This is a genomic window from Rudaea sp. (assembly GCF_036560865.1).
Classification (GTDB): Bacteria; Pseudomonadota; Gammaproteobacteria; order Xanthomonadales; family Rhodanobacteraceae; genus Rudaea.
Genome location: NZ_DATBQK010000031.1, coordinates 26,468 through 46,052, shown reverse-complemented (window position 1 = coordinate 46,052; position 19,585 = coordinate 26,468). Strand labels below are relative to the sequence as shown.

17 protein-coding genes are annotated in these 19,585 nt (G+C 64.0%); 6 read left to right on the top strand and 11 right to left on the bottom strand.

Annotation, left to right across the window (positions count from 1 at the left end; all coding sequences use genetic code 11):
- Positions 1-475 precede the first annotated feature (475 nt).
- Positions 476-2,203 carry a cytochrome c3 family protein gene (locus tag VIE67_RS03770; RefSeq protein ID WP_332023425.1) on the top strand — a complete coding sequence of 576 codons (1,728 nt, stop codon included), beginning with the start codon at positions 476-478 and terminating at the stop codon, positions 2,201-2,203.
- 22 nt (positions 2,204-2,225) lie between these two features.
- On the opposite strand, the gene VIE67_RS03765 is transcribed toward VIE67_RS03770, so the two are convergent.
- The 5 genes from VIE67_RS03765 to folC all read right to left on the bottom strand — a co-directional run bounded on the left by VIE67_RS03765 (position 2,226) and on the right by folC (position 7,670).
- Complete coding sequence (locus VIE67_RS03765; protein WP_332023423.1) at positions 2,226-3,044, bottom strand: ferritin-like domain-containing protein; 819 nt, start codon at positions 3,042-3,044, stop codon at positions 2,226-2,228.
- A 13-nt stretch (positions 3,045-3,057) separates the two neighbouring features.
- Entirely contained in the window at positions 3,058-4,536 is a 1,479-nt protein-coding gene (purF, locus tag VIE67_RS03760; RefSeq protein WP_332023421.1) for an amidophosphoribosyltransferase, read from the bottom strand.
- A gap of 46 nt (positions 4,537-4,582) precedes the next feature.
- Positions 4,583-5,149: a CvpA family protein gene (locus VIE67_RS03755; RefSeq protein WP_332023419.1), complete on the bottom strand. Its 567-nt coding sequence runs from the start codon at positions 5,147-5,149 to the stop codon at positions 4,583-4,585.
- A gap of 22 nt (positions 5,150-5,171) precedes the next feature.
- Positions 5,172-6,179, bottom strand: coding sequence for an SPOR domain-containing protein (locus VIE67_RS03750; RefSeq protein WP_332023417.1), 1,008 nt, complete (start codon positions 6,177-6,179; stop codon positions 5,172-5,174).
- A 174-nt stretch (positions 6,180-6,353) separates the two neighbouring features.
- Positions 6,354-7,670, bottom strand: coding sequence for a bifunctional tetrahydrofolate synthase/dihydrofolate synthase (gene folC / locus VIE67_RS03745; protein ID WP_332023415.1), 1,317 nt, complete (start codon positions 7,668-7,670; stop codon positions 6,354-6,356).
- A gap of 109 nt (positions 7,671-7,779) precedes the next feature.
- On the opposite strand from folC, the gene tilS reads away from it, so the two are divergent.
- Genes tilS through ispA form a run of 3 tightly spaced genes read left to right on the top strand, consistent with a single transcriptional unit; the run spans position 7,780 to position 10,280 of the window.
- A complete protein-coding gene (gene tilS, locus VIE67_RS03740) occupies positions 7,780-9,105 on the top strand; it encodes a tRNA lysidine(34) synthetase TilS (protein ID WP_332023413.1) in 1,326 nt (441 codons plus the stop codon).
- 9 nt (positions 9,106-9,114) lie between these two features.
- A complete protein-coding gene (locus VIE67_RS03735) occupies positions 9,115-9,378 on the top strand; it encodes an exodeoxyribonuclease VII small subunit (RefSeq protein ID WP_332023411.1) in 264 nt (87 codons plus the stop codon).
- Positions 9,375-10,280: a (2E,6E)-farnesyl diphosphate synthase gene (gene ispA / locus VIE67_RS03730; RefSeq protein WP_332023409.1), complete on the top strand. Its 906-nt coding sequence runs from the start codon at positions 9,375-9,377 to the stop codon at positions 10,278-10,280. Before VIE67_RS03735 ends, ispA begins: the two co-directional genes overlap by 4 nt.
- Positions 10,281-10,364: 84 nt before the next feature.
- Here ispA and VIE67_RS03725 read toward each other — a convergent pair whose 3' ends face one another.
- Complete coding sequence (locus VIE67_RS03725; protein WP_332023407.1) at positions 10,365-10,790, bottom strand: DUF4870 domain-containing protein; 426 nt, start codon at positions 10,788-10,790, stop codon at positions 10,365-10,367.
- Positions 10,791-10,921: 131 nt separating this feature from the next.
- The gene (gene pmbA / locus VIE67_RS03720) at positions 10,922-12,292 is read right to left on the bottom strand and encodes a metalloprotease PmbA (RefSeq protein ID WP_332023405.1); all 1,371 of its coding nucleotides are present in this window, start codon (positions 12,290-12,292) and stop codon (positions 10,922-10,924) included.
- Between the two features lie 106 nt (positions 12,293-12,398).
- Here pmbA and yjgA point away from each other — a divergent pair, with 106 nt between their 5' ends.
- Positions 12,399-12,935: a ribosome biogenesis factor YjgA gene (yjgA, locus tag VIE67_RS03715; protein ID WP_332023403.1), complete on the top strand. Its 537-nt coding sequence runs from the start codon at positions 12,399-12,401 to the stop codon at positions 12,933-12,935.
- A gap of 71 nt (positions 12,936-13,006) precedes the next feature.
- On the opposite strand, the gene VIE67_RS03710 is transcribed toward yjgA, so the two are convergent.
- From VIE67_RS03710 to VIE67_RS03700, 3 genes are all read right to left on the bottom strand, one after another.
- Entirely contained in the window at positions 13,007-14,224 is a 1,218-nt protein-coding gene (locus tag VIE67_RS03710) for a hypothetical protein (protein ID WP_332023401.1), read from the bottom strand.
- Entirely contained in the window at positions 14,221-15,660 is a 1,440-nt protein-coding gene (gene tldD, locus VIE67_RS03705) for a metalloprotease TldD (RefSeq protein ID WP_332023399.1), read from the bottom strand. The genes VIE67_RS03710 and tldD overlap by 4 nt, the downstream gene beginning before the upstream one ends.
- Before the next feature lie 83 nt (positions 15,661-15,743).
- Complete coding sequence (locus tag VIE67_RS03700; RefSeq protein ID WP_332023397.1) at positions 15,744-16,667, bottom strand: 2OG-Fe(II) oxygenase; 924 nt, start codon at positions 16,665-16,667, stop codon at positions 15,744-15,746.
- Between the two features lie 124 nt (positions 16,668-16,791).
- On the opposite strand from VIE67_RS03700, the gene VIE67_RS03695 reads away from it, so the two are divergent.
- Positions 16,792-18,843 (top strand): oxidoreductase, encoded by a 2,052-nt coding sequence (locus VIE67_RS03695; RefSeq protein ID WP_332023395.1) that lies wholly within the window; start codon positions 16,792-16,794, stop codon positions 18,841-18,843.
- Between the two features lie 88 nt (positions 18,844-18,931).
- Here the strand turns inward: VIE67_RS03695 and VIE67_RS03690 are convergent, their stop codons facing one another.
- A complete protein-coding gene (locus VIE67_RS03690) occupies positions 18,932-19,585 on the bottom strand; it encodes a hypothetical protein (protein ID WP_332023393.1) in 654 nt (217 codons plus the stop codon).

The following is a 19,585-nucleotide window of genomic DNA, read 5'->3' as shown; positions in this document are numbered from 1 at the left end:
TCGCTCACGCGCGCGCATCGTGCGCGCGCCCCTGCGGGCTAGTTCCGCCACAGCCTGCGATGCTCGGCACCGCGAAGGCCGCCGGTTATTCCACGAATCCGTCCATCCATGGACTACGCTCATCTGCGATCTGTTGCACTGCTTTTGCTCTTGATCCGGGTCCCCCTTTGCTGCGGCGAGGGCACGGCGGAATCGTCCGTGAGGAGGGCGCGCACGATGCGCGCACGTTCGCGAATGGACACGGATGTCCATCAAGCGAACCCCGCCGTGACCGCGCGTACTCGCAGAGCTTCACCCTGCGAGCGCGGCATCGGGGGTGCATTTCTTTTGGTTACTTTTCTTTGGGCACACAAAGAAAAGTGACCCGCTCGCCGCAGGCGAGTGGAAGCCGTTGCTCTTCAAAGACCAGGAGCTGGATTCCGGCTTTCGCCGGAATGACGAGCAAACCAAAAACCAAGCGTCAGCGGTGCGCGCCATGAAATGGCTGATCCGCCGAGTCCTCAAGAAAGGCAAGGGTGCCGTCAGTTATGAGGAAGACACACACTATGGCGACGTGCTCACGATCGGGCGCGCGGCCGACCAGGCGATCTTCCTGCCCGACCTGCGCTGCGCGCTCAATCACGCGCGCGTCACCCTGCTCGCCGGCGGTCAGTACAAGATCGAATCGCTGATTCTCGCCGGCATCCGTGTCAACGGCGAGATCATCTATACGACGATGGCATCGGTGGACGCGGCGATCGAGATCGGCAATACGCGTCTTGTGCTGCTGCCGCCGCCAGCCGGTTACGACGGCGCGGTGGAAGTGGCCACGCTGGACAAGGGCGAGCAGAAGGTCGAGAAGGACAAGCGCGCCAAGCCGACGCGGCTTGCGCAGACCGGCCTGCGCAAGCGCTGGCCTTCCTGGGCCTTGTTCATAAGTATACTTGTCCTCGGTCTGGCGCTGCCGATGCTCGGCCACTTCAAGCCCGGTTTCGGCGAACTGCTGCGCCACACGCCACTGCCAAGCACGCTCGCCTGGAATCCGGGCACGCTCGACGCCGCGCATCATTTCTTCGCCGACGACTGCAGCAAGTGCCACCAGACCGCGTTTCGCACGGTGCGTGACAACGCCTGTCTCGCCTGCCATGCGAATACCGCCGCGCATGCCGATGCGGTGAAGTTCAACATGCCTGAACTCGGCAACGCGGAATGCCGCAGCTGCCATCAGGATCATCAGGGCCTGCGCGGCCTCGTGCGCCAGGATCAAAGTCTGTGCGTGAGTTGCCACGGCGACCTCAAGGCGCGCAGCAGGAACGCGAGCAATTTCGACAACGTGCGCGACTTCGGCAAAGTCCATCCGGAATTCAAGATCGATCTGCCGGCATGGGACGCGAACGGCAAGTTCGCTCCACAGCGCGTGACGCTGGCGCCGAACCTCAAGGAAAATTCCGGCCTCGCATTCAATCATGCGAAGCATCTGAAGCCCGACGGGCTCAATGCGCCGAAGGGACGCCGCACGCTCGGCTGCGCGGACTGTCACGTGCCCGAGCCGGGTGGCGCCAAGATGCGCCCGGTGAATTTCGAAGCGATGTGCCACGACTGCCATACGCTCGGCTTCGATACGCTCGCCCCCGCACGCGAGGTGCCGCACGGCAAAGTCGCCGAGGTGCTCTATATGCTCGGCGAGTACTACGCCAAATTTGCGCTCGAGGGCGGCTATCTCGACGCCAAGGCGCCGACCATCGTGCAGGAGCGCCGCCGCCCCGGATCGCCGCCGCTGTCGCAGCAGCAAAAGGCCGAGGCGCTGGCGTGGGCGCGCGAGCAGACCGCACGCGTCACCAACAATCTGTTCGCCTCGGGCAGCAGCGGTCAGTCCAGTTCCGCCAGCTCCGGCCAGTCCGCCTCCGACCGCAGCGGCTGTCCGCTGTGCCACAAGGTCAGCGCGCCGCGCGACGACGCCGATACCTGGCACGTCGCGCCGGTGCGCGTCTCCGGCGTGTGGTACGCGGACGCGAAATTCACCCACGCCAAACACGTCACCGTGAAGTGCGAAGACTGCCACGCGGCCCGCAACTCCAAGGAATCGGCCGACGTGCTCATCCCGGGCATCACCAACTGCCGCGCCTGCCACGGCGGCGCCCATGCCAGCGACAAGGTACCGACCTCGTGCATCGCCTGCCACGACTATCATCAATCGACGACGTTGAAACTCGGTAGGCCCTAGCCGTGTAGCGGATCGCTGGATTTCATGCCGCTGACTTTTCCACCAGACGCGCAAGCTCGGCGCTGCTGAATCCGGCGGCGCGGCGCGCCGCTTCGTTGAACGGGGGTTTGAGCGCGCCGCCTGCATGTTCGCCGATCAGTCGGGCGAATGTCGTTTCGGGATCGATGTCTTCGCGCGCACAGCACCAGGCGAACCAGCGTGAGCCCGCGGCGACATGGGCGACTTCCTCGCGCAAGATCACTTCGAGGATTTCCACGGTGCGCGTATCGCCCACGTTGCGCAGACGCGCGATCATCGGCGGGGTCACGTCGAGCCCGCGCGCTTCGAGTACGCGCGGCACCATGGCCATGCGCGCCAGACACGAGGCGGACGTCTTTACCGCCATTTCCCACAGACCGTTGTGCGCATCGAAATCGCCGTACACGTGCCCGAGTTCGGCCAGCCTTGCGGCGAGCAGACAGAAATGGCGCGTCTCGTCGGCGGCGACGGCGGCCCAGTCGCGATAGTACTCAGGTGGCATGTCGCGAAAGCGATAGACCGCATCCCAAGCCAGATCGATGGCGTTAAATTCGATATGTGCGACCGCGTGCACGAGCGCTGCGCGGCCTTCGACGCTGCCCAGCCCGCGCCGCGGCAAGGCGCGCGGTTCAACCAGATGCGGGCGCGGCGGCCGACCCGGCTGTGCGATCGGGCGCGGCGGCGGCGATGCGCGATTCAGCGCGACCGCGTCCGCAGCAACCAAAGCTGCGGCTTGCGCACTGCGCTCGAGTTTTTCGTCGATCTGCGTCGCCGCGAGACAGGCCTCGGCTAGGGCGAAGACATTGGGCGCCGTCGGCGTCACGGCAGCGCAAGGCTCAGGAAATATGCCGACGTTGCGCCAGCGTTTCGTCCGAGCGCGCGAATTCCAGCTCGCGCAGATAATTCGATTCGACCCCGGTCACGTATTCGCCTGAGAAACACGAGGTATCGAAATGCTTCAGCTCCTCGTTGCCGTCGGCGACCGCGGCGACGAGATCGTCGAGATCCTGATACACCAGCCAGTCTGCGCCGATGAATTGCTGCACTTCTTCCTCGGTGCGTCCGTGTGCGACCAATTCCGCCGCCGCAGGCATGTCGATGCCGTACACGTTCGGAAAACGCACCGGCGGCGCGGCCGAGGCGAAATAGACCTGACGCGCACCCGCATCGCGCGCCATCTGGATGATCTGCTTCGACGTGGTACCGCGCACAATCGAATCGTCGACCAGCAGCACGTTCTTCTTGCGGAATTCCAGATGCACCGGATTCAACTTGCGGCGTACGGATTTCACCCGCTCGCTCTGTCCGGGCATGATGAAGGTACGGCCGATATAGCGGTTCTTGACGAAGCCTTCGCGCATCGGAATGCCGAGCGCCTGCGCGAGCGAGCTGGCCGCGGTGCGTGCGGTGTCGGGAATCGGGATCACCGAGTCGATGTGGTGATCCGGACGCATGCGGCGGATCTTCTCGGCCAGGCGCTCGCCCATGCGCAGGCGCGCCTTGTACACCGAGACGTCCTCCATCATCGAGTCCGGCCGCGCCAGGTAGACGAATTCAAAAATGCACGGCGCATGCAAGGCGCCTTCGGCGCATTGGCGGCTGAACAAGCGGCCGTCGGTGCTCAGCAGCACGGCCTCGCCCGGCATCACGTCGCGCACCAGGCGAAAGCCGAGAATATCCAGCGCAACCGATTCGGATGCAACCATGTATTCGCGCCCCTGCGCCGTGTCGCGCTCGCCGAGCACGAGCGGACGGATGCCGTGCGGATCGCGAAATGCGACGACGCCGTAGCCGAGCACCAGCGCGACCACCGCATAGCCGCCCTGCACGCGCGCATGCACGCCGGCGACGGCCTTGAAGATGTGGTCCGGGGTCAGCGTGTGGCGTTCCTGAATCTGCAACTCGTGGGCGAAGATGTTGAGCAGGATCTCGGAGTCCGAATCGGTGTTGATGTGGCGCCGATCCTCTTCGTACATCTGCCGGCGCAGCGCGTCGGTGTTGATCAGATTGCCGTTGTGCCCGAGTGCGATGCCGTACGGCGAGTTCACGTAGAACGGCTGCGCTTCGGCCGTGCTTTCCGAACCGGCGGTCGGATACCGGCAGTGGCCGATGCCGATATTGCCGCGCAGCTTGAGCATATTGTCGCGCCCGAACACGTCGTTGACCAGTCCGGCGCCCTTGTGCAGACGCAGCTTGTCGTTGTCGACGGTGGCGATTCCTGCCGCGTCCTGTCCGCGATGCTGCAGAACGGTGAGCCCGTCGTAGAGCGCCGCGGCGACTTCGGACTTGCCGACGATTCCTATGATTCCGCACATGGCGTTTACTCGGTATAGAATTACACAATTATAGAATTACGAAAAGCTAAATTGCCGCCGATTTCTTCTGTGCATCCGGTGCAGGCGCCGCCGGCTGCGGCGCGTGCGGTATTTGTGGCAGCAGACCGCGCAAATCCAGATACTTCGTTACCTCCGGCGGCAGGTGCGCCGAAGCCCACTGCGCGCCCTGCTGGAAATTCGGCAACAGCTGCGACTGGTGCCACCATGGATCGCGCGGAAATGCCGTGAATCCGAGCATCAGCACGACCAGGGTGACCAGCACGAGGCCACGCGCGAGCCCGAACACCATGCCGAACAGGCGGTCGGTGCCCGACAATCCACTGCTGTTGATCAGCTTGCGCATCAGGAAACTCACGATCGCCCCGCCGATCAGCACGGCGATGAAGCACAGCACATAACCGAGCAGCAGGCGCGCCGATGGCAAGTCGATCGCGGTGAACTGCGCGGCGACCGGCGGCCCGAATTTCCACGCCACCCACACGGCCACCACCCACACCACCAGCGCCAGCACCTCGCCGATCAGACCGCGCCACAAACCCATCAGTACCGACAAACCCAAAGTGGCGAGGATGCAGTAGTCGGCCCAGTTCATCTATGCGCGCCTCGGCGGCAAATCAAGGCTGAGTCTTGATCATGCCGGTGATCTGGAATTTCTGCTTGATGCTGGTCAGCGCCGCATCCGCGCCGCCGCGATCCGCATACGGACCTGCGCGCACCTTCCACAGCGCCTGATCGCCGTCGCCGGTCTTGTCGATGAATGCCGCCACGCCGCCATTGCGCAGGCGGTCGCGCAGCTTGTTTGCCTCGTCCTCGGCCTTGAATGCGCCGACCTGCACCGCATAACCGCCGGCGCGATTCGCGGCCAATGTCGGCGCGGGCGCTGCTGCCTCTGTCGTTGCCGGTGCAGGCGCAGACTTGGAGGGCGCAGACTTGGACTGCGCTGTGGCCGGCGGCGTCGGCTGGGTCGGATCCGCAGCCTCGACCACGCTGCTCGGCACCTTGCTCTCGGCCTGCTTGATCTTCAGGCGCACGCTTTCGGCGGCAGCGCGATCCGCGTACGGCCCGACGCGCACGCGCTGCGCGTCCTTGCCCTGGTATTGCGTAGCTTCCGCAAACGCCGGATAGCCGAGCTTCTTGACCCTGGCAACGAGTGCATTCGCACCGCCGGCATCGGCATATACGCCCAGATTGACGAGGAATCGCCCGTCGGCCTGCACAGCGGGCGCGGGCGGCGGCGCAGGTGCTGCGGCAGGCGGTGCGACTGGTGTGGGTTTCGCGGTTGCCAAGGACGTCGCTGCCGGCTTCGGTGCCGCGGCGTTGTCCGGCGCTTCGAAGGTCGGCGGTGCGCTTGTGGTCACCGTAGTCACCTTGTCGCCAGTCGCTGCTGTTGATGGGGTACCGGTCGATGCGGCGGCCGATGGCGCAGGCGTCGCGCCACGCGGCGCATCCACGGCCAGATTGCGCGTCTCGAAATTGCGTTCCGGTGCCGCCGGAATGTTCAGCCCCACCGTGGTGTTCTCCTGCTTCGGTGGCGTAATGCTGAAAAACATCGGCAGGAAAATGACCGCGAGCGCGATCAGGACGGCGGCACCAACCAGGCGCTGTTTCAAGGCGGAATCCATAACTGACCTCCAGATGCGCCGATTATACCCGGCGCGACGCACAAACCGGGATTTGCGCGCGACATCATTCATGCGCGATTCGCGTAGCGTGCACGGCAGACGCGTGCGGCGCCTCCCCCTCTCCCGCCGCGCTGCGCGCGTCAACCTCTCCATCGAGGGGAGATGTGGATGGTGCTAGCCGATATCGACGGCTCGAAACCCGTTTTGCCGCGCCCATTCAAGTGCCGCGGCGGCGACGAAGAACGATCCAAACGCGAGGATGCGGTCGGATTCGCGCGCTGCGCGCGCGGCGGCGTCGAGCGCCCGCGCGATTGCCGGCTGCGTTTCGATGTCGACATGAGCAACCGCGTTCGTCATGCGTACCGCCAGATCGGCCGCCGGCAGTCCGCGCGGGGTATCGGCATCGAGTCCGCCGACGAACCAGCGAGCGATATGCGGCGCGAGTGGCGCAACGATACCGGCGATATCCTTGTCCGCCAGCGCGCCGAACACCGCCAGATTGCGGCCACGCGGTGCGTCCGCATCGACGCGATGTTCGTCCAGCCATTGCGCCAGCACGCGCGCGGCCTGGGGATTGTGCGCAACGTCGATAACCAGTTCGGCAACGCCGGGTTTGCCGAAGCGCTGCAGGCGCGCGGCGACGCGCGCATTGCGCACACCGCTGGCAAAGGCGTCGGCGCTGACATCGATGCGTTCGCGCAAGGTATACAGAGTGGCTATCGCCGCGGCCGCGTTCGCGCGTTGCACTGGCGCCGCCAGCAGCGGATTGGGCAAGACGAGCTGCAGATCCGCTGCCTGCCACGACCAGTCCAGCGCGTTCGCCGCGATGCGATAGTCACGCCCGGCGCAGAACAGGTTCGCGCCGGCCTGCTCGGCCGCTTGCAACAATACGACGGGCGCGTCGACATCGCCGACGATCGCCGGCCGGCCGCTGCGGAAAATTCCGGCCTTCTCGCGCGCGATGCTGTCGCGGTCGTTGCCGAGCCAGTCCTGATGATCCAGATCGATCGTGGTCACTATCGCCGCATCGGCATCGATGATGTTCACCGCGTCGAGACGCCCGCCGAGGCCAACTTCGAGAATCGCCGCATCGAGTCCGCTATGCGCAAAAATCCACAATGCAGCAAGTGTGCCGAACTCGAAATAGGTTAGGGAAATTTCTCCCCGACTAGTCTCGATGCGCTCGAACGCATCGATCAGTACGGCATCAGCGACTTCGCCTCCAGCCACACGCACGCGCTCGTTGTAACGCAGCAGATGCGGCGAGGTATAGCAGCCGACGCGCCGGCCAGCCGCAGTCAGCATCGCTTCGAGAAACGCAACCGTCGAACCCTTGCCGTTGGTGCCCCCAACCGTGATGACGATGGGTGCGATCTGCGGCGCGCCCATGCGCCGCCAGACTTCGTGCACGCGCGCCAGGCCCAGATCGACGCCGAGCGCATGCACGCGCTGCTGGTAGTCGAGCCATTCGTCGAGCGTGCGCCGGGTCATTTGGATTCCATCGTCATGGCGGCGCGCATGGTGACGGCAGAGCGGCCGCATGGCAATCCCGGCAGCACAAAAGATTGCATATTCGCGCCGGCTCTGGCGTGATGGCGGCATGCCGCACACATCGCTTCCAGACCTGTTGAACCGCGCGCTCTCCGTGCTGGCGCCCGGTGCAATCGTGGTCGCCTACAGCGGCGGTGCGGATTCGCATGCATTGCTGCACGCGCTTGCGCATGACGCACAGGCGCGCGTGCGCGGGCTGCGCGCGCTGCATGTCGATCACGGCCTGCACGCCGACAGTGCGCGTTGGGCCGCGCATTGCCGTGAGGTTGCCGCGGCGCTGGATGTCTCGTTCGCCAGCGTGCGCGTCGACGTCGAGCGCAACGGCGGCACCGGTATCGAAGACGCGGCGCGCAAGGCCCGCATGGCGGCATTCGCGGCACAGTTACTACCGGGCGATATTCTCGCGCTGGCGCAACATCGCGACGACCAGGCCGAAACCGTGCTGTTGAAGCTGCTGCGCGGCGCCGGTCCGCAGGGGCTGGGCGGCATGCGCGGTCTGCGCGAGCACGAGAAAGTATACTTGTGGCGACCGCTGCTCGAACTGCCGCGCGCGACCCTGCGCGACTACGCTCAGGCCAACGGTTTGCACTGGGTCGACGATTCGAGCAACGCGGACACGCACCTGCGGCGCAATTTCCTGCGCAGCGAAATCCTGCCGCGGCTGGGCGAGCGCTGGCCGGATGCGTCTGCGGCTCTCGCGCACAGCGCCAACTGGGCGCGCGCGGCGGCTGATTTCATCGACGACGAGGCGCGCAAGGCGCTGGCGCGGCTGCAGGGACTCGATCCGACAACCTTGGCCTGGCGCGGCTGGCTCGATCTGCCCGATGCGCTGCGCGATGCGGTGCTGCGTCTCTGGCTGCGCGATCTGGGGCTCGACGAGCCCGCGCATTTCCATGTCGAGGAATTGGAGCGGCAATTGCGCGACGCGGCCGGTGATCGCCTGCCCTGCGTGAGGTTTGCGCACACCGAGCTGCGCCGCTATCGCGATCTGCTCTATGCGATGCCACCGGCGCCAACGCTGCCGACAAACTGGCAAGCGCAGTGGGGCGGTACCCCATTGGCGCTACCGGCTGGCGGGCGACTCGAACTGTCGCCACAGCGGCAGATCGAGAACCCGCTGCAAGTGCGCTACCGTCGCGGCGGCGAACGGATCAAACCTGCGGGTGGCGCACATACGCGCGAACTGCGCCTGTTGCTGCAGGAAACCGGGGTTCCGCCGTGGCGACGTGCGCGAATTCCCCTGATTTGCCGCGGCGATGAACTGCTCGGGGTGGGCGATTTGTATTTGAGCGATGCCGGCGAATCGCTGTGCCGTGAGTTGAATGCGCGGATTGTGTGGTCGGCGGGCGTTGATTCCACCACGCGCTTGGGGTAGCTTGCGCGCATGCCGAAAACCGCCGTCCAACCCAATCAGATCGCCCAGTTCGAGCAGTCGCTGGACGAACTCGAAAAACTGGTCGCGCGCATGGAGGAAGGCGATCTGAGCCTGGACGATTCGCTCAAGTCCTTCGAGCGCGGCATTGCGCTGTACCGCGGCTGCCAGACTGCGCTCGAACAGGCTGAACTGCGCGTCAAGCTGCTCTACGATCCGGCCAATCCGGACGATGATCGATCCGGCGCCGGCGACTTCAAATTCGACGCACCTTGAACCTCGCCACACCGGAATTTCGTGCCGCGCTGGCGTTGTGGAACGAGCGCGCCGATGCAGCGCTCGCGCAAGCGCTGCCGCCCGAACAGCAACCGCCGCAGGAATTGCACCGCGCGATGCGCTATGCCGTGCTCGGCGGCGGCAAACGCCTGCGCCCGATCCTCGTTTACGCCACGGGTAGCGCGCTCGGCGCCGCGCCTGAGCGTCTCGATGCAGCGGCGGCCGCAGTGGAAATCATCCACGCCTATTCGCTCGTGCACGACGATCTGCCGGCGATGGATGATGATGAGCTGCGCCGTGGGCGGCCTACCTGTCATGTCGCGTTCGGCGAAGCCATGGCGATTCTCGCCGGCGACGCGCTGCAAGCGCTGGCGTTCGAGGTGCTCGCGGGCGATTCGCCGCTCGCCACCAATGCCGCTGCGCATGTCGAGATGCTGCGCACGCTCGCCGCGGCCTGCGGCGCACACGGCATGGCCGGCGGCCAGGCATTCGATCTCGGCGCGATCGGCAAGCGCCTGACCGCGGACGAACTCGAACGCATGCATGTGTACAAGACCGGGGCCTTGATCCGCGCCTCGGTGCGGCTCGGTGCGCTCGCGGCCGGCTGTCGCGACGACATCATACTCGCCGCGCTCGACCGCTACGGACACGCGATTGGCCTCGCCTTCCAGATTCGCGACGACGTTCTCGACGTCGAAGGCGAAAGCGCGACGATCGGCAAGACGGCGGGCAAGGATGCGGCCGACAACAAACCAACCTATCCGGCGATACTCGGCATGCAGGGCGCGCAAGCGCATCTGCGCGAACTCACCCAGACAGCGCTCGACGCCGTCGCGCCGCTCGGCGCCGATTTCACTTCACTGGTTGCACTTGCGCGTTTCGTCGCCGAACGCGAATCCTGACTCTCGCCGACCGTTCTTTCGCCCTTGCCTTCCCTGGCTCCTGGATCCCGGCAATCCATGCCTGGATGACGAGCCTGCGGCTCGTCACTTGATCAGACGAATGCTGACCGGATAGCGGTAGGCCACGCCTTCGCTCGCCTTGATTGCAGCGATGACGACGAGCACGAGCCAGGCGATGCCGATGACGATGCCGGCCGGAATCGCAATCAGCAGCCCGATTCCAAAGGTGATGATGCTCAGCACCAGCAGGGCGAAGCCAACGATCGCCAGCGTGATGTTGAAGTTCAGCGCCTCCTTGCCTTGATCGTTGACGAAGGGCATCGTGTCCTTCTTCACCAGCCAGATGATCAACGGGCCGACGAAACAACCCCAGCCGAACATGTGCCCGGTGAGAATGCCACCGAGGATTGCGGACAAGTGCGCGAACCGCGCCCACTGCTTTTCTTCGGCGCTCGGCGTACCGGTGGGAGCCGGCGGCGGGGTGGCGACATCATTCGGCGGAACGCTCATGACATTCTCCTGCACAGTTAGGACGTAGATAGTGTTGCGTGAATGACCATCGCAAACAAGCGTCGAAGGTCACCCTTGAACGCGGGCGCGCCGGCGCAATTTGTGGCCGGTGAGCAGCAATACGGTCACAACTACTCTCCCGCAACCGTCATGCGCTCGACCAGGATCGACCCGGTCAGGATATGTGAGCGTGGATCGACATCGGCGCCGATCGCGGCGATGCCGCGATACATGTCGCGCAGATTCGAGGCGATCGTGATTTCCTCCACCGGGTAGGCGATTTCGCCGCTTTCGACCCAGAAACCCGAAGCGCCACGCGAATAATCGCCGGTGATGATCGATACGCCATCCCCCATCACCTCGGTGACCAGCAGACCGGTGCCGAGCTTTTTCAGCATCGCGCTGAAGTCGTCGGTGCCGGTCTTGACGATCAGATTGTGGATGCCGCCCGCATTGCCGGTGCTTTCGAGACCCAGCTTGCGCGCGGAATAGCTGCCGAGCACGTAGCGTCGCAGGACGCCTGCATTGACCAGATCGCGCTCGCCGGTGGCGACGCCTTCGGAGTCGAAGTTGCCCGATGCATGCCCGCGTTTGAGATGCGGTTTCTCGACAATATCCACAAACTGCGGAAGTATACTTTTGCCGACATGGTCGAGCAGGAAACTCGACTTGCGATACAACGCGCCGCCGCTGACCGCGGAGACGAGATGCCCGATCAGACCGCGCGCAACTTCGGGCGCGAACAGCACCGGCGCGGTGCGCGTGCCGAGCTGGCGCGCGTTGCGCCGCGCCAGCGTACGCTCGGCGGCCTTGCGGCCAATGCTGGCTACTGCGGGAAAGTCGGCGGCCGAGCGTACCGACTCGTACCAGTAATCGCGCTGCATGCCCGCTTCGTCGTCGGCAATCAGTGCGCAGGACAGCATGTGCCGCGTGCCGCGCTCGGTGCCAACAAAACCCTGCGACGTCGCATACACCGACAGCGACTTGCCGGCCTGCACCGAAGCGCCTTCCGAGTTGTCGATGCCAACGAACGCGCGCCCGGCGTCTTCGATTTCCTGGCCGAGACGGATCGCGTCCTGTGCGTCGATATTCCACGGATGCCACAAGTCCAGATCGGAAAACTGCGTGGCAAGACGCGCCGGATCGGCCAGCCCGGTATACGGATCCTCCTCGGTATAGGTTGCGATCGCGCAGGCCTGCTCGATCGTCTTGGCGATCGAATCCGGTTGCAGGTCCGCCGTGCTCGCCGAGCCCTTGCGCCTGCCGAAATACACAGTCACACCGAACGCGCGATCGCGCGTGTGCTCGATCGTTTCCACCTCGCCCAGACGCACGTTCACGCTGAGCCCGGTGTCGACACTCGCGCCGACCTCGGCCTCGGTTGCGCCCGCGGCGCGGCAACGGCGGATCACGTCTTCGGCCAGATTTGCCAGACGATCAAGCTGGGCCAAGCTGTCATCGGACCCGGCGACAAGATTGTTCGATGCGGCTATGCTGTTCACTAGGCAGTTCCCTGATCAAAGAATCCGGCGTTCAGCCGCAGCGTAGCTGTCGGCTGGAACGGCGGAAGTTATTGTTGCGGCGAAGCTGTCAACAATAACAGTAGATATGCAGCCGCACGAACCCGAACTCAACCAGCCTGACGCCAGTAACGGCGACGAAGCGCCGAGCCGCAGCCAGCTGCGCCGCGAGGCGCTTGATGTGCTCAAACTCGCGCACGCGCTCGCCGATTTGTCCGACGCGCAACTGGTGCAGGTTTCCTTGTCCGACGACCTGCGCGAAGAAATCCAGCGCGCGGGCGCAGTAAAGCAGCAGATCGCGCGCAAGCGCCAGATCCAGTTTCTGGCCAAGCAACTGCGCAAGCTCGACGATGCGGAAATCGAGGCGCTTCGCGCCACGCTAGAACACGACAAGGACCACGCGCGCCGTGAGACGGCGACGCTGCACCAGATCGAAAGCCAGCGCGAGCGCCTGCTCGTCGAAGGCGACGATGCGCTCAACGCACTCGTCGCCGAGTACCCGCATGCCGACCGCCAACACCTGCGCCAGCTCACACGCCAGGCGCGCGTCGAGCGCGAACAGAACAGGCCGCTACACGCCTATCGCGAACTGTTTCGCGTACTGCGCGAAACGCTTGGGGGGTAGAAAGACTCCAGCAAGTATAACTCCGTCATTCCCGCGCAGGCGGGAATGACGATAAATCCAGCGGTTTTCCATTATCGGCTTCCGACAAACGGATTGCGATTCAAAGCTGCAAGTGCCGCCCACGCTGTCGCGCCAAGATGCGGGCGATGGTAGTAGTAAAAATCCGCTGATGTGCTGTCCGATCCGATCGCAAGCCCGGTGGTGATGCGCGGTTCGCGTGTCGCGTATACGAATCCGCCCGAGGAAAACTGCTGCGCGATTGTCGCGAACAGCTTTTGCGCATCGGCCTCGCGCCCGAGCTGGCGATAAACCAGTGCGGCTTGCGCCGTGCCTTCCAGCCACAGACCATCGCGGTCGCTATTGAAATCGAAACCACCGGCGACGCGGTGTTCGCGCTCCGCATACGCAATGGCGCGCTGCCACTCGCGCGGTGCATCCGGCAGCAGTTGCGCCCACATCTGCACGTCCAGGCCTGAGGTGCCGCGATTCGGCGTCACGCCGTCAGCCAAGGTGCCGACCAGAAAATGTCCGCTCGCCGCGTCCCATTGCGACTCGACAAAATGCCGCGCGGCACCCGCGTATTTTTTCCACTCGCCAGGCGCCTGCGATTTCGCGAGCCAATCGAATGCGGCAACAAGATCGACATTATGCTCCGTCGATTTCCAGATCACTTTCTTCGGATTGGCATCGAAGCCATCAATGCCTCCGGTGAATCCGCCGGCGCCGCGCGAATCGGACGCATTGGCGATCACCCAGTCGGCAAGCTTGACCGCCGCATCACGCCAGCGCGCATCGCCCGTCGCGTCGTGCAGGGCAAGCAACGCCAACGCAGCCCACGCCACATTGCCCGTCGCGCTGCCATCCTGGTACGCGTTTTCGACCCAATGATTCTGTTTCGCATCCCACCAGCCATTCGGCAGCACCTTGTCGCCGACCGCACCTGCGCGATAGGTATTGCGCAAGCGTGTGTCGTTTATCGCTGCAAGACGCAACGCTTCACCCACGCGCAAGGCCTGTGCACGTTTGTCGCAGGCCAGCAGGGCGATTACGGCAAGCGCATTGTCATAGGTAAACGCGGCAGTGCGCAGCGCCGGATCGTCGACTTCGCCTGCGCCGCGCCCGTCGTCGTAGCTGCGCAGAAAGACCGGCGCGCTGCCGGCTACCGCATCGACGCGCCCGGCTATGGCCGCGCACGCGCGTTGTGCGATTGCGTTTTCAGCAACGTCGCCGCCATGCGCGGCATTGCAGAGAAGAAACAGCGCCGAGGCAATCAGCGCAACGCACTTCACGCCGCCGTACCACCCACCGTCATCGCATCGATGCGCAGGGTCGGCTGGCCGACGCCGACCGGCACGCTCTGGCCTTCCTTGCCGCAGACGCCGACGCCTTCGTCGAGTTTCAGATCATTGCCGATCATCGACACACGCGTGAGCACTTCGGGACCGGCACCGATCAGGGTCGCGCCCTTGACCGGACGCGTGACCTTGCCGTTCTCGATCAGGTAAGCCTCGCTCGCCGAGAACACGAACTTGCCGTTGGTGATATCGACTTGGCCGCCGCCGAAATTCACCGCGTACAGGCCGCGTTCGACCGAAGCGATGATCTCGCCGGGATCGTGCTGGCCCGCGCGCATGTAGGTATTGGTCATGCGCGGCATCGGCAAGTGCGCGAACGATTCGCGCCGGCCATTGCCGGTCGAACGCGCGCCCATCAATTGCGCGTTGAACTTGTCCTGCATATAGCCCTTGAGGATGCCATCCTCGATCAGCACCGTGCATTCGCTGGCCACGCCTTCGTCGTCAACGCTGAGCGAGCCACGCCGGTTGGCGAGCGTGCCGTCGTCGACCACAGTGACGCCCGGCGCAGCAACGCGATCGCCGAGGCGCCCGGCGAACGCGGACGTGCCTTTGCGAATGAAATCGCCCTCGAAGCCATGGCCGATCGCCTCGTGCAACAGCACGCCGGGCCAGCCGGGACCGAGCACCACAGTCATGCTGCCCGCGGGCGCGGGCACCGATTCGAGATTGACCAAGGCCTGGCGCACCGCCTCGCGCGCGAACCCATGCGCGCGCGCGTTCGCCAGCAGTTCGCGATAGCCATAACGGCCGCCGCCGCCGGAACTGCCGGATTCGCGACGCCCGTTCTGCTCGGCGATCACGCTCACATTCAAACGCACCAGCGGACGCACATCCGCCGCGAGCGTGCCGTCCGCCGCCGCGACCAGCACGGTATCGAGCACCGCAGACAGGCTTACGACGACCTGCAACACGCGCGGATCGAGCGCGCGCGCGAATTTGTCCACTTCGCGCAAAAGTATAATTTTCTCATCGTTGCCGATGCTCTCGACCGGATCCAGCGGCGGATACAGCGCAGTCGCATTGCGCGCGGTCAGCGCATGCGTGTTGCGATCCGTGCCGGACTGCGCGATCGCGCGCGCGCTTTTCGCCGCATTGAGCAACTCCGGCAGCACGATTTCGTCGGAATAGGCGAAACCGGTCTTCTCCCCGCTCATCGCGCGCACGCCGACGCCCTGCTCGATCGAGTGATTGCCGTCCTTGACGATGCCGTCCTCGAGCACCCACGACTCGCTGCGCGAATGTTGGAAATACAGATCGGCGGCGTCGATCGACGGGCCGATCAACTGCGAAAACACGCGATCCAGGTCGCCGCTGGCAAGGCCGCCCGGACTGAGCAGGCGTTGTTCGGCGAGAGCAAGCAAGGTCATGAAAATCCTTCAAAACAACATTGTGTGCAAGACATAGGATCGATGATGCGCGGTTGCAAGTCCATCGACGCACATTGCACGCACTATCGCCGATATCGAACGTACAAGCGCTTGAGCAAATACAGAATCTGGCCGCCGAAACCGCGCTCCTGCGCCTGCAGCAGGTTGGTGTTTTCCGCGTACAGCTGCCGCAACTGGCGATCCCGGTGGCCAATCAATTCGCCGAGCATCTCGACATCCGCGAGTTTGAGCGTGTAACCGCCGACAAAATGGTCCGGCAGCTGCCGGTTGACGTAGTGCGTGGTGTGCTTCCCTGCCACTTCCTCCGGGGGCCGATCCTTTGTATAAAAGTACAAAGCGACGGACTTTCTCGACAGATCCGCATGCTCGGCCGGCAGCGAAATTCGATCAAACCCGTGCCAGCTGTTCTCGGTGGTCTCGAAGATAACGCAACGATTGAATCGGGGCACGACGCGAAGCGCGGGCTGCGCATCCTGGTACGGATCCCGAAACAGTTCGAGATTACCGCCCCAGGCTTCGTCCCACAGCGAATTCAGGTAGACGATCAGGTTTAGCCGGCGGTGCCAGCGCTCGCTCGGGTGATAGTTGAAATCGATATGCGCCTGCAGAAACTGGCCCTGCCGATTTTCGTGCGTGCCGCCGCCGAGGTAGAAAGGGTCGTACAGGAGTCCATCGATCCCGGTGATGTTGCCGACGAATTGCAGAAAATCCGGACTTTGAACAAGCTCATCGAGCGCGCGATAGCTCGGACCAAGCGCCTGCATCCGCTCCACGGTCGATTTGCCACCGGGACGGCCATCCTCGCCAATGCTGTTGCCGGATTCGAATGCGGGAAACGCGGCAAGCAGCTGGCTGGCGAAGCCAGCATCGAGAAAATCCTCGATCACGACATGGCGGAATGGTTTGGCCTGGCTGTATTGCCGGCGCAACGCCTCCACGCTGCGCAGCGCCGTCTGATTGATGATGTTTTCGAGTGGCGCCGACAACGTCGATTCCTGCGGGTCCAGTTCCGCCGCGAAGTTTGACACTCCTTCACAGCGGCGGCAAAAAGCTTGTGCTGGACGGCTTTCCAAGGCATCGTGCACGAATTCAAACAACCGTTCGATGCGCATGATCACAGCCGCCGCCACGAATCCGTCGGATCCAAATCGATATTATCCGCATCTATTGGCTCCGCTCGATCTGGGTTTCGTCACCCTGCCCAATCGCGTGTTGATGGGTTCGATGCATACGGGCTTGGAGGATCATGCACGCGACTACGCCAAGCTCGCTGCGTATTTCGCCGAGCGTGCGCGCGGCGGCGTCGGGCTGATGGTGACCGGCGGTCTTGCGCCGAACATCGCCGGCTGGCTCAAACCTTTTGCCGGGCGCTTGTCGATGCCATGGCATGTGGCGCGGCACCGCAAGGTCACGAGTGCGGTACACGCGGACGGCGGCCGCATCTGTCTGCAGATTCTGCATGCCGGCCGCTACGGCTACCAGCCGCTGTCGGTCGCGCCGTCGAAAATCAAATCGCCGATCACGCCGTTCACCCCGCGCGCGCTGTCGACGCGCGGCGTCGAAAAAACCATCGCGGATTTCGTCAACTGCGCCCGGCTCGCGCAGGACGCCGGCTACGACGGCGTCGAGATCATGGGCAGCGAAGGTTATCTTCTCAACCAGTTCATCGCCGCGCGCACCAACCAGCGCAGCGATGCCTGGGGCGGCAGCGCGGAGAAACGTCAGCGTTTTCCAATCGAAATCGTGCGGCGCACGCGCGAAGTCGTGGGGAAGAACTTCATCATCATCTATCGCCTGTCGATGCTCGATCTGGTCGACAACGCACAAAGCTGGGACGAGATCGTGCAACTGGCCAAGGCGATTGAGGTTGCTGGTGCGACACTGATCAACACCGGCATCGGCTGGCACGAAGCGCGCGTGCCGACCATCGTCACCAGCGTTCCGCGTGCGGCGTTTGCCTGGGTGACGAAGAAACTCAAGGGCGAAGTCGCGATCCCGCTAATCACGACCAACCGCATCAATATGCCCGAGGTCGCCGAGAAGATACTCGCCGATGGCGACGCGGATATGGTGTCGATGGCGCGCCCTCTGCTCGCCGATGCTGATTGGGTGAACAAAGCCGCCGCCGGACGCAGCTCGCGCATCAATACCTGCATCGCCTGCAATCAGGCCTGCCTGGATCATGTGTTCGAAAACGCGCGCGCGACCTGCATGCTCAATCCGCGCGCCTGCAACGAAACGGAACTGATCGTAGAAAAATCCACCCTATGTAAGAAATTCGCCGTCGTCGGCGCCGGCCCAGCCGGTCTTGCTTGCGCAACGACGCTGGCCGAGCGCGGTCATGCGGTTACGCTATTCGATGCCGCCGCGGAAATCGGTGGCCAGTTCAATATGGCCAAGCGCATTCCGGGCAAGGAGGAGTTTCACGAATCGCTGCGCTACTTCGGTCACCGCATCGAGGATACCGGCGTCGAGTTGCGCTTGAATACGCGCGCTACGGTCGACTCGCTGCGCGGATTCGATGGCGTGATTCTCGCTACCGGCGTCACTCCACGTGGGCTGAGCATTCCCGGCGCAGATCGCTCCAACGTGCTGAGCTACCTTGACGTGGTTCTGCTCGGCAAGCCGGTCGGCAAGCGCGTCGCGATCATCGGCGCGGGTGGCATTGGTTTCGACGTTGCCGAATTCCTCACCCAGGCCGAACCCTCGCCGACCACCGATATCGCGCGCTGGTCGCACGAATGGGGCGTCGATCAGAATTATGCGCATCGCGGCGGCCTCGCCAAACCCGCTCCCGAGCCTTCCGAACGCGAAGTCTGGCTGTTGCAACGCACGCCCGGCACGCCAGGCAAGCGCCTCAACAAGACCACCGGCTGGGTGCACCGTGCCGCGCTGAAGATGAAGAACGTGAAGATGCTCGGCGGCGTGAGCTACGAGCGTATCGACGATGACGGCTTGCACGTCACGATTGGCGACAGGCCGCAAGTTATACAAGTGGATAATGTGATTGTCTGCGCGGGCCAGGAACCGCGTCGGGAATTATTCGATGCCCTCAAGGCAGCGAGCATCGATGTACACCTCATCGGCGGAGCCGATATCGCCGCGGAACTCGATGCGAAGCGGGCGATTGCGCAGGGGACAACATTGGCGGCTATGCTTTGAGCGCCACAGCGCGTAGGTTGAGCTGCGCAACGCGAAGCCCAACCATGCCCCGCAGGTTCGCGTTGGGTTTCACTGCGTTCAACCCAACCTACCGTGCTGAAAAACGGAAGGCCAACACCTGGCTTGTATACGTTTCGACAACCGCACTGAAAGGTATCTGCGCCGATGTATACAAAACAGCTTGATGACGCAGCAGTGCATGCGGGATGTGCATGGGCTCGTGCTCGGCAGTCGGCGCGGACATTTCCCAGCCCTGCGGCAACGGCGACCACAACAACTCGGCCGACAAGGTGCGGCGCTGGAATCCGAGCGATTTGACCACCTTGCCGAACGGCTCGCCGGTGGTGTCGAGCTGTCGATTCATCTCGGCGCTGAGACGGCCCGGCACGTACCAGTTGTCGGCTTCGGACAGCACATGTTCGCCGCACATGAGTTGCACGTGCCGATAGCCGATCGGCTCAACGGTGTCGACCGCAAGCTTCGCGCGCAAGTCTTCAGGAATCGGCTTGGTCGCGTCGCGCACGCGCCGCGCAACGATGCGCGCTGGCTCGGCAAGACGATGATCCGCGCACCAGCGTTCCAGCGTCAACGTGGCGCTGTCGTGGCTGAGCAGATCGGCATTGAGCGTTTCGATCAAAGCGAGTAGTTCGACGCGCGCGGCGTAGTCGCTGCGTACCGGCGCTGCCGCGCAGCCGGCAATTGCGGTGGCGAGCAGGCAACACAGAACGACGCGGGTTCTCAT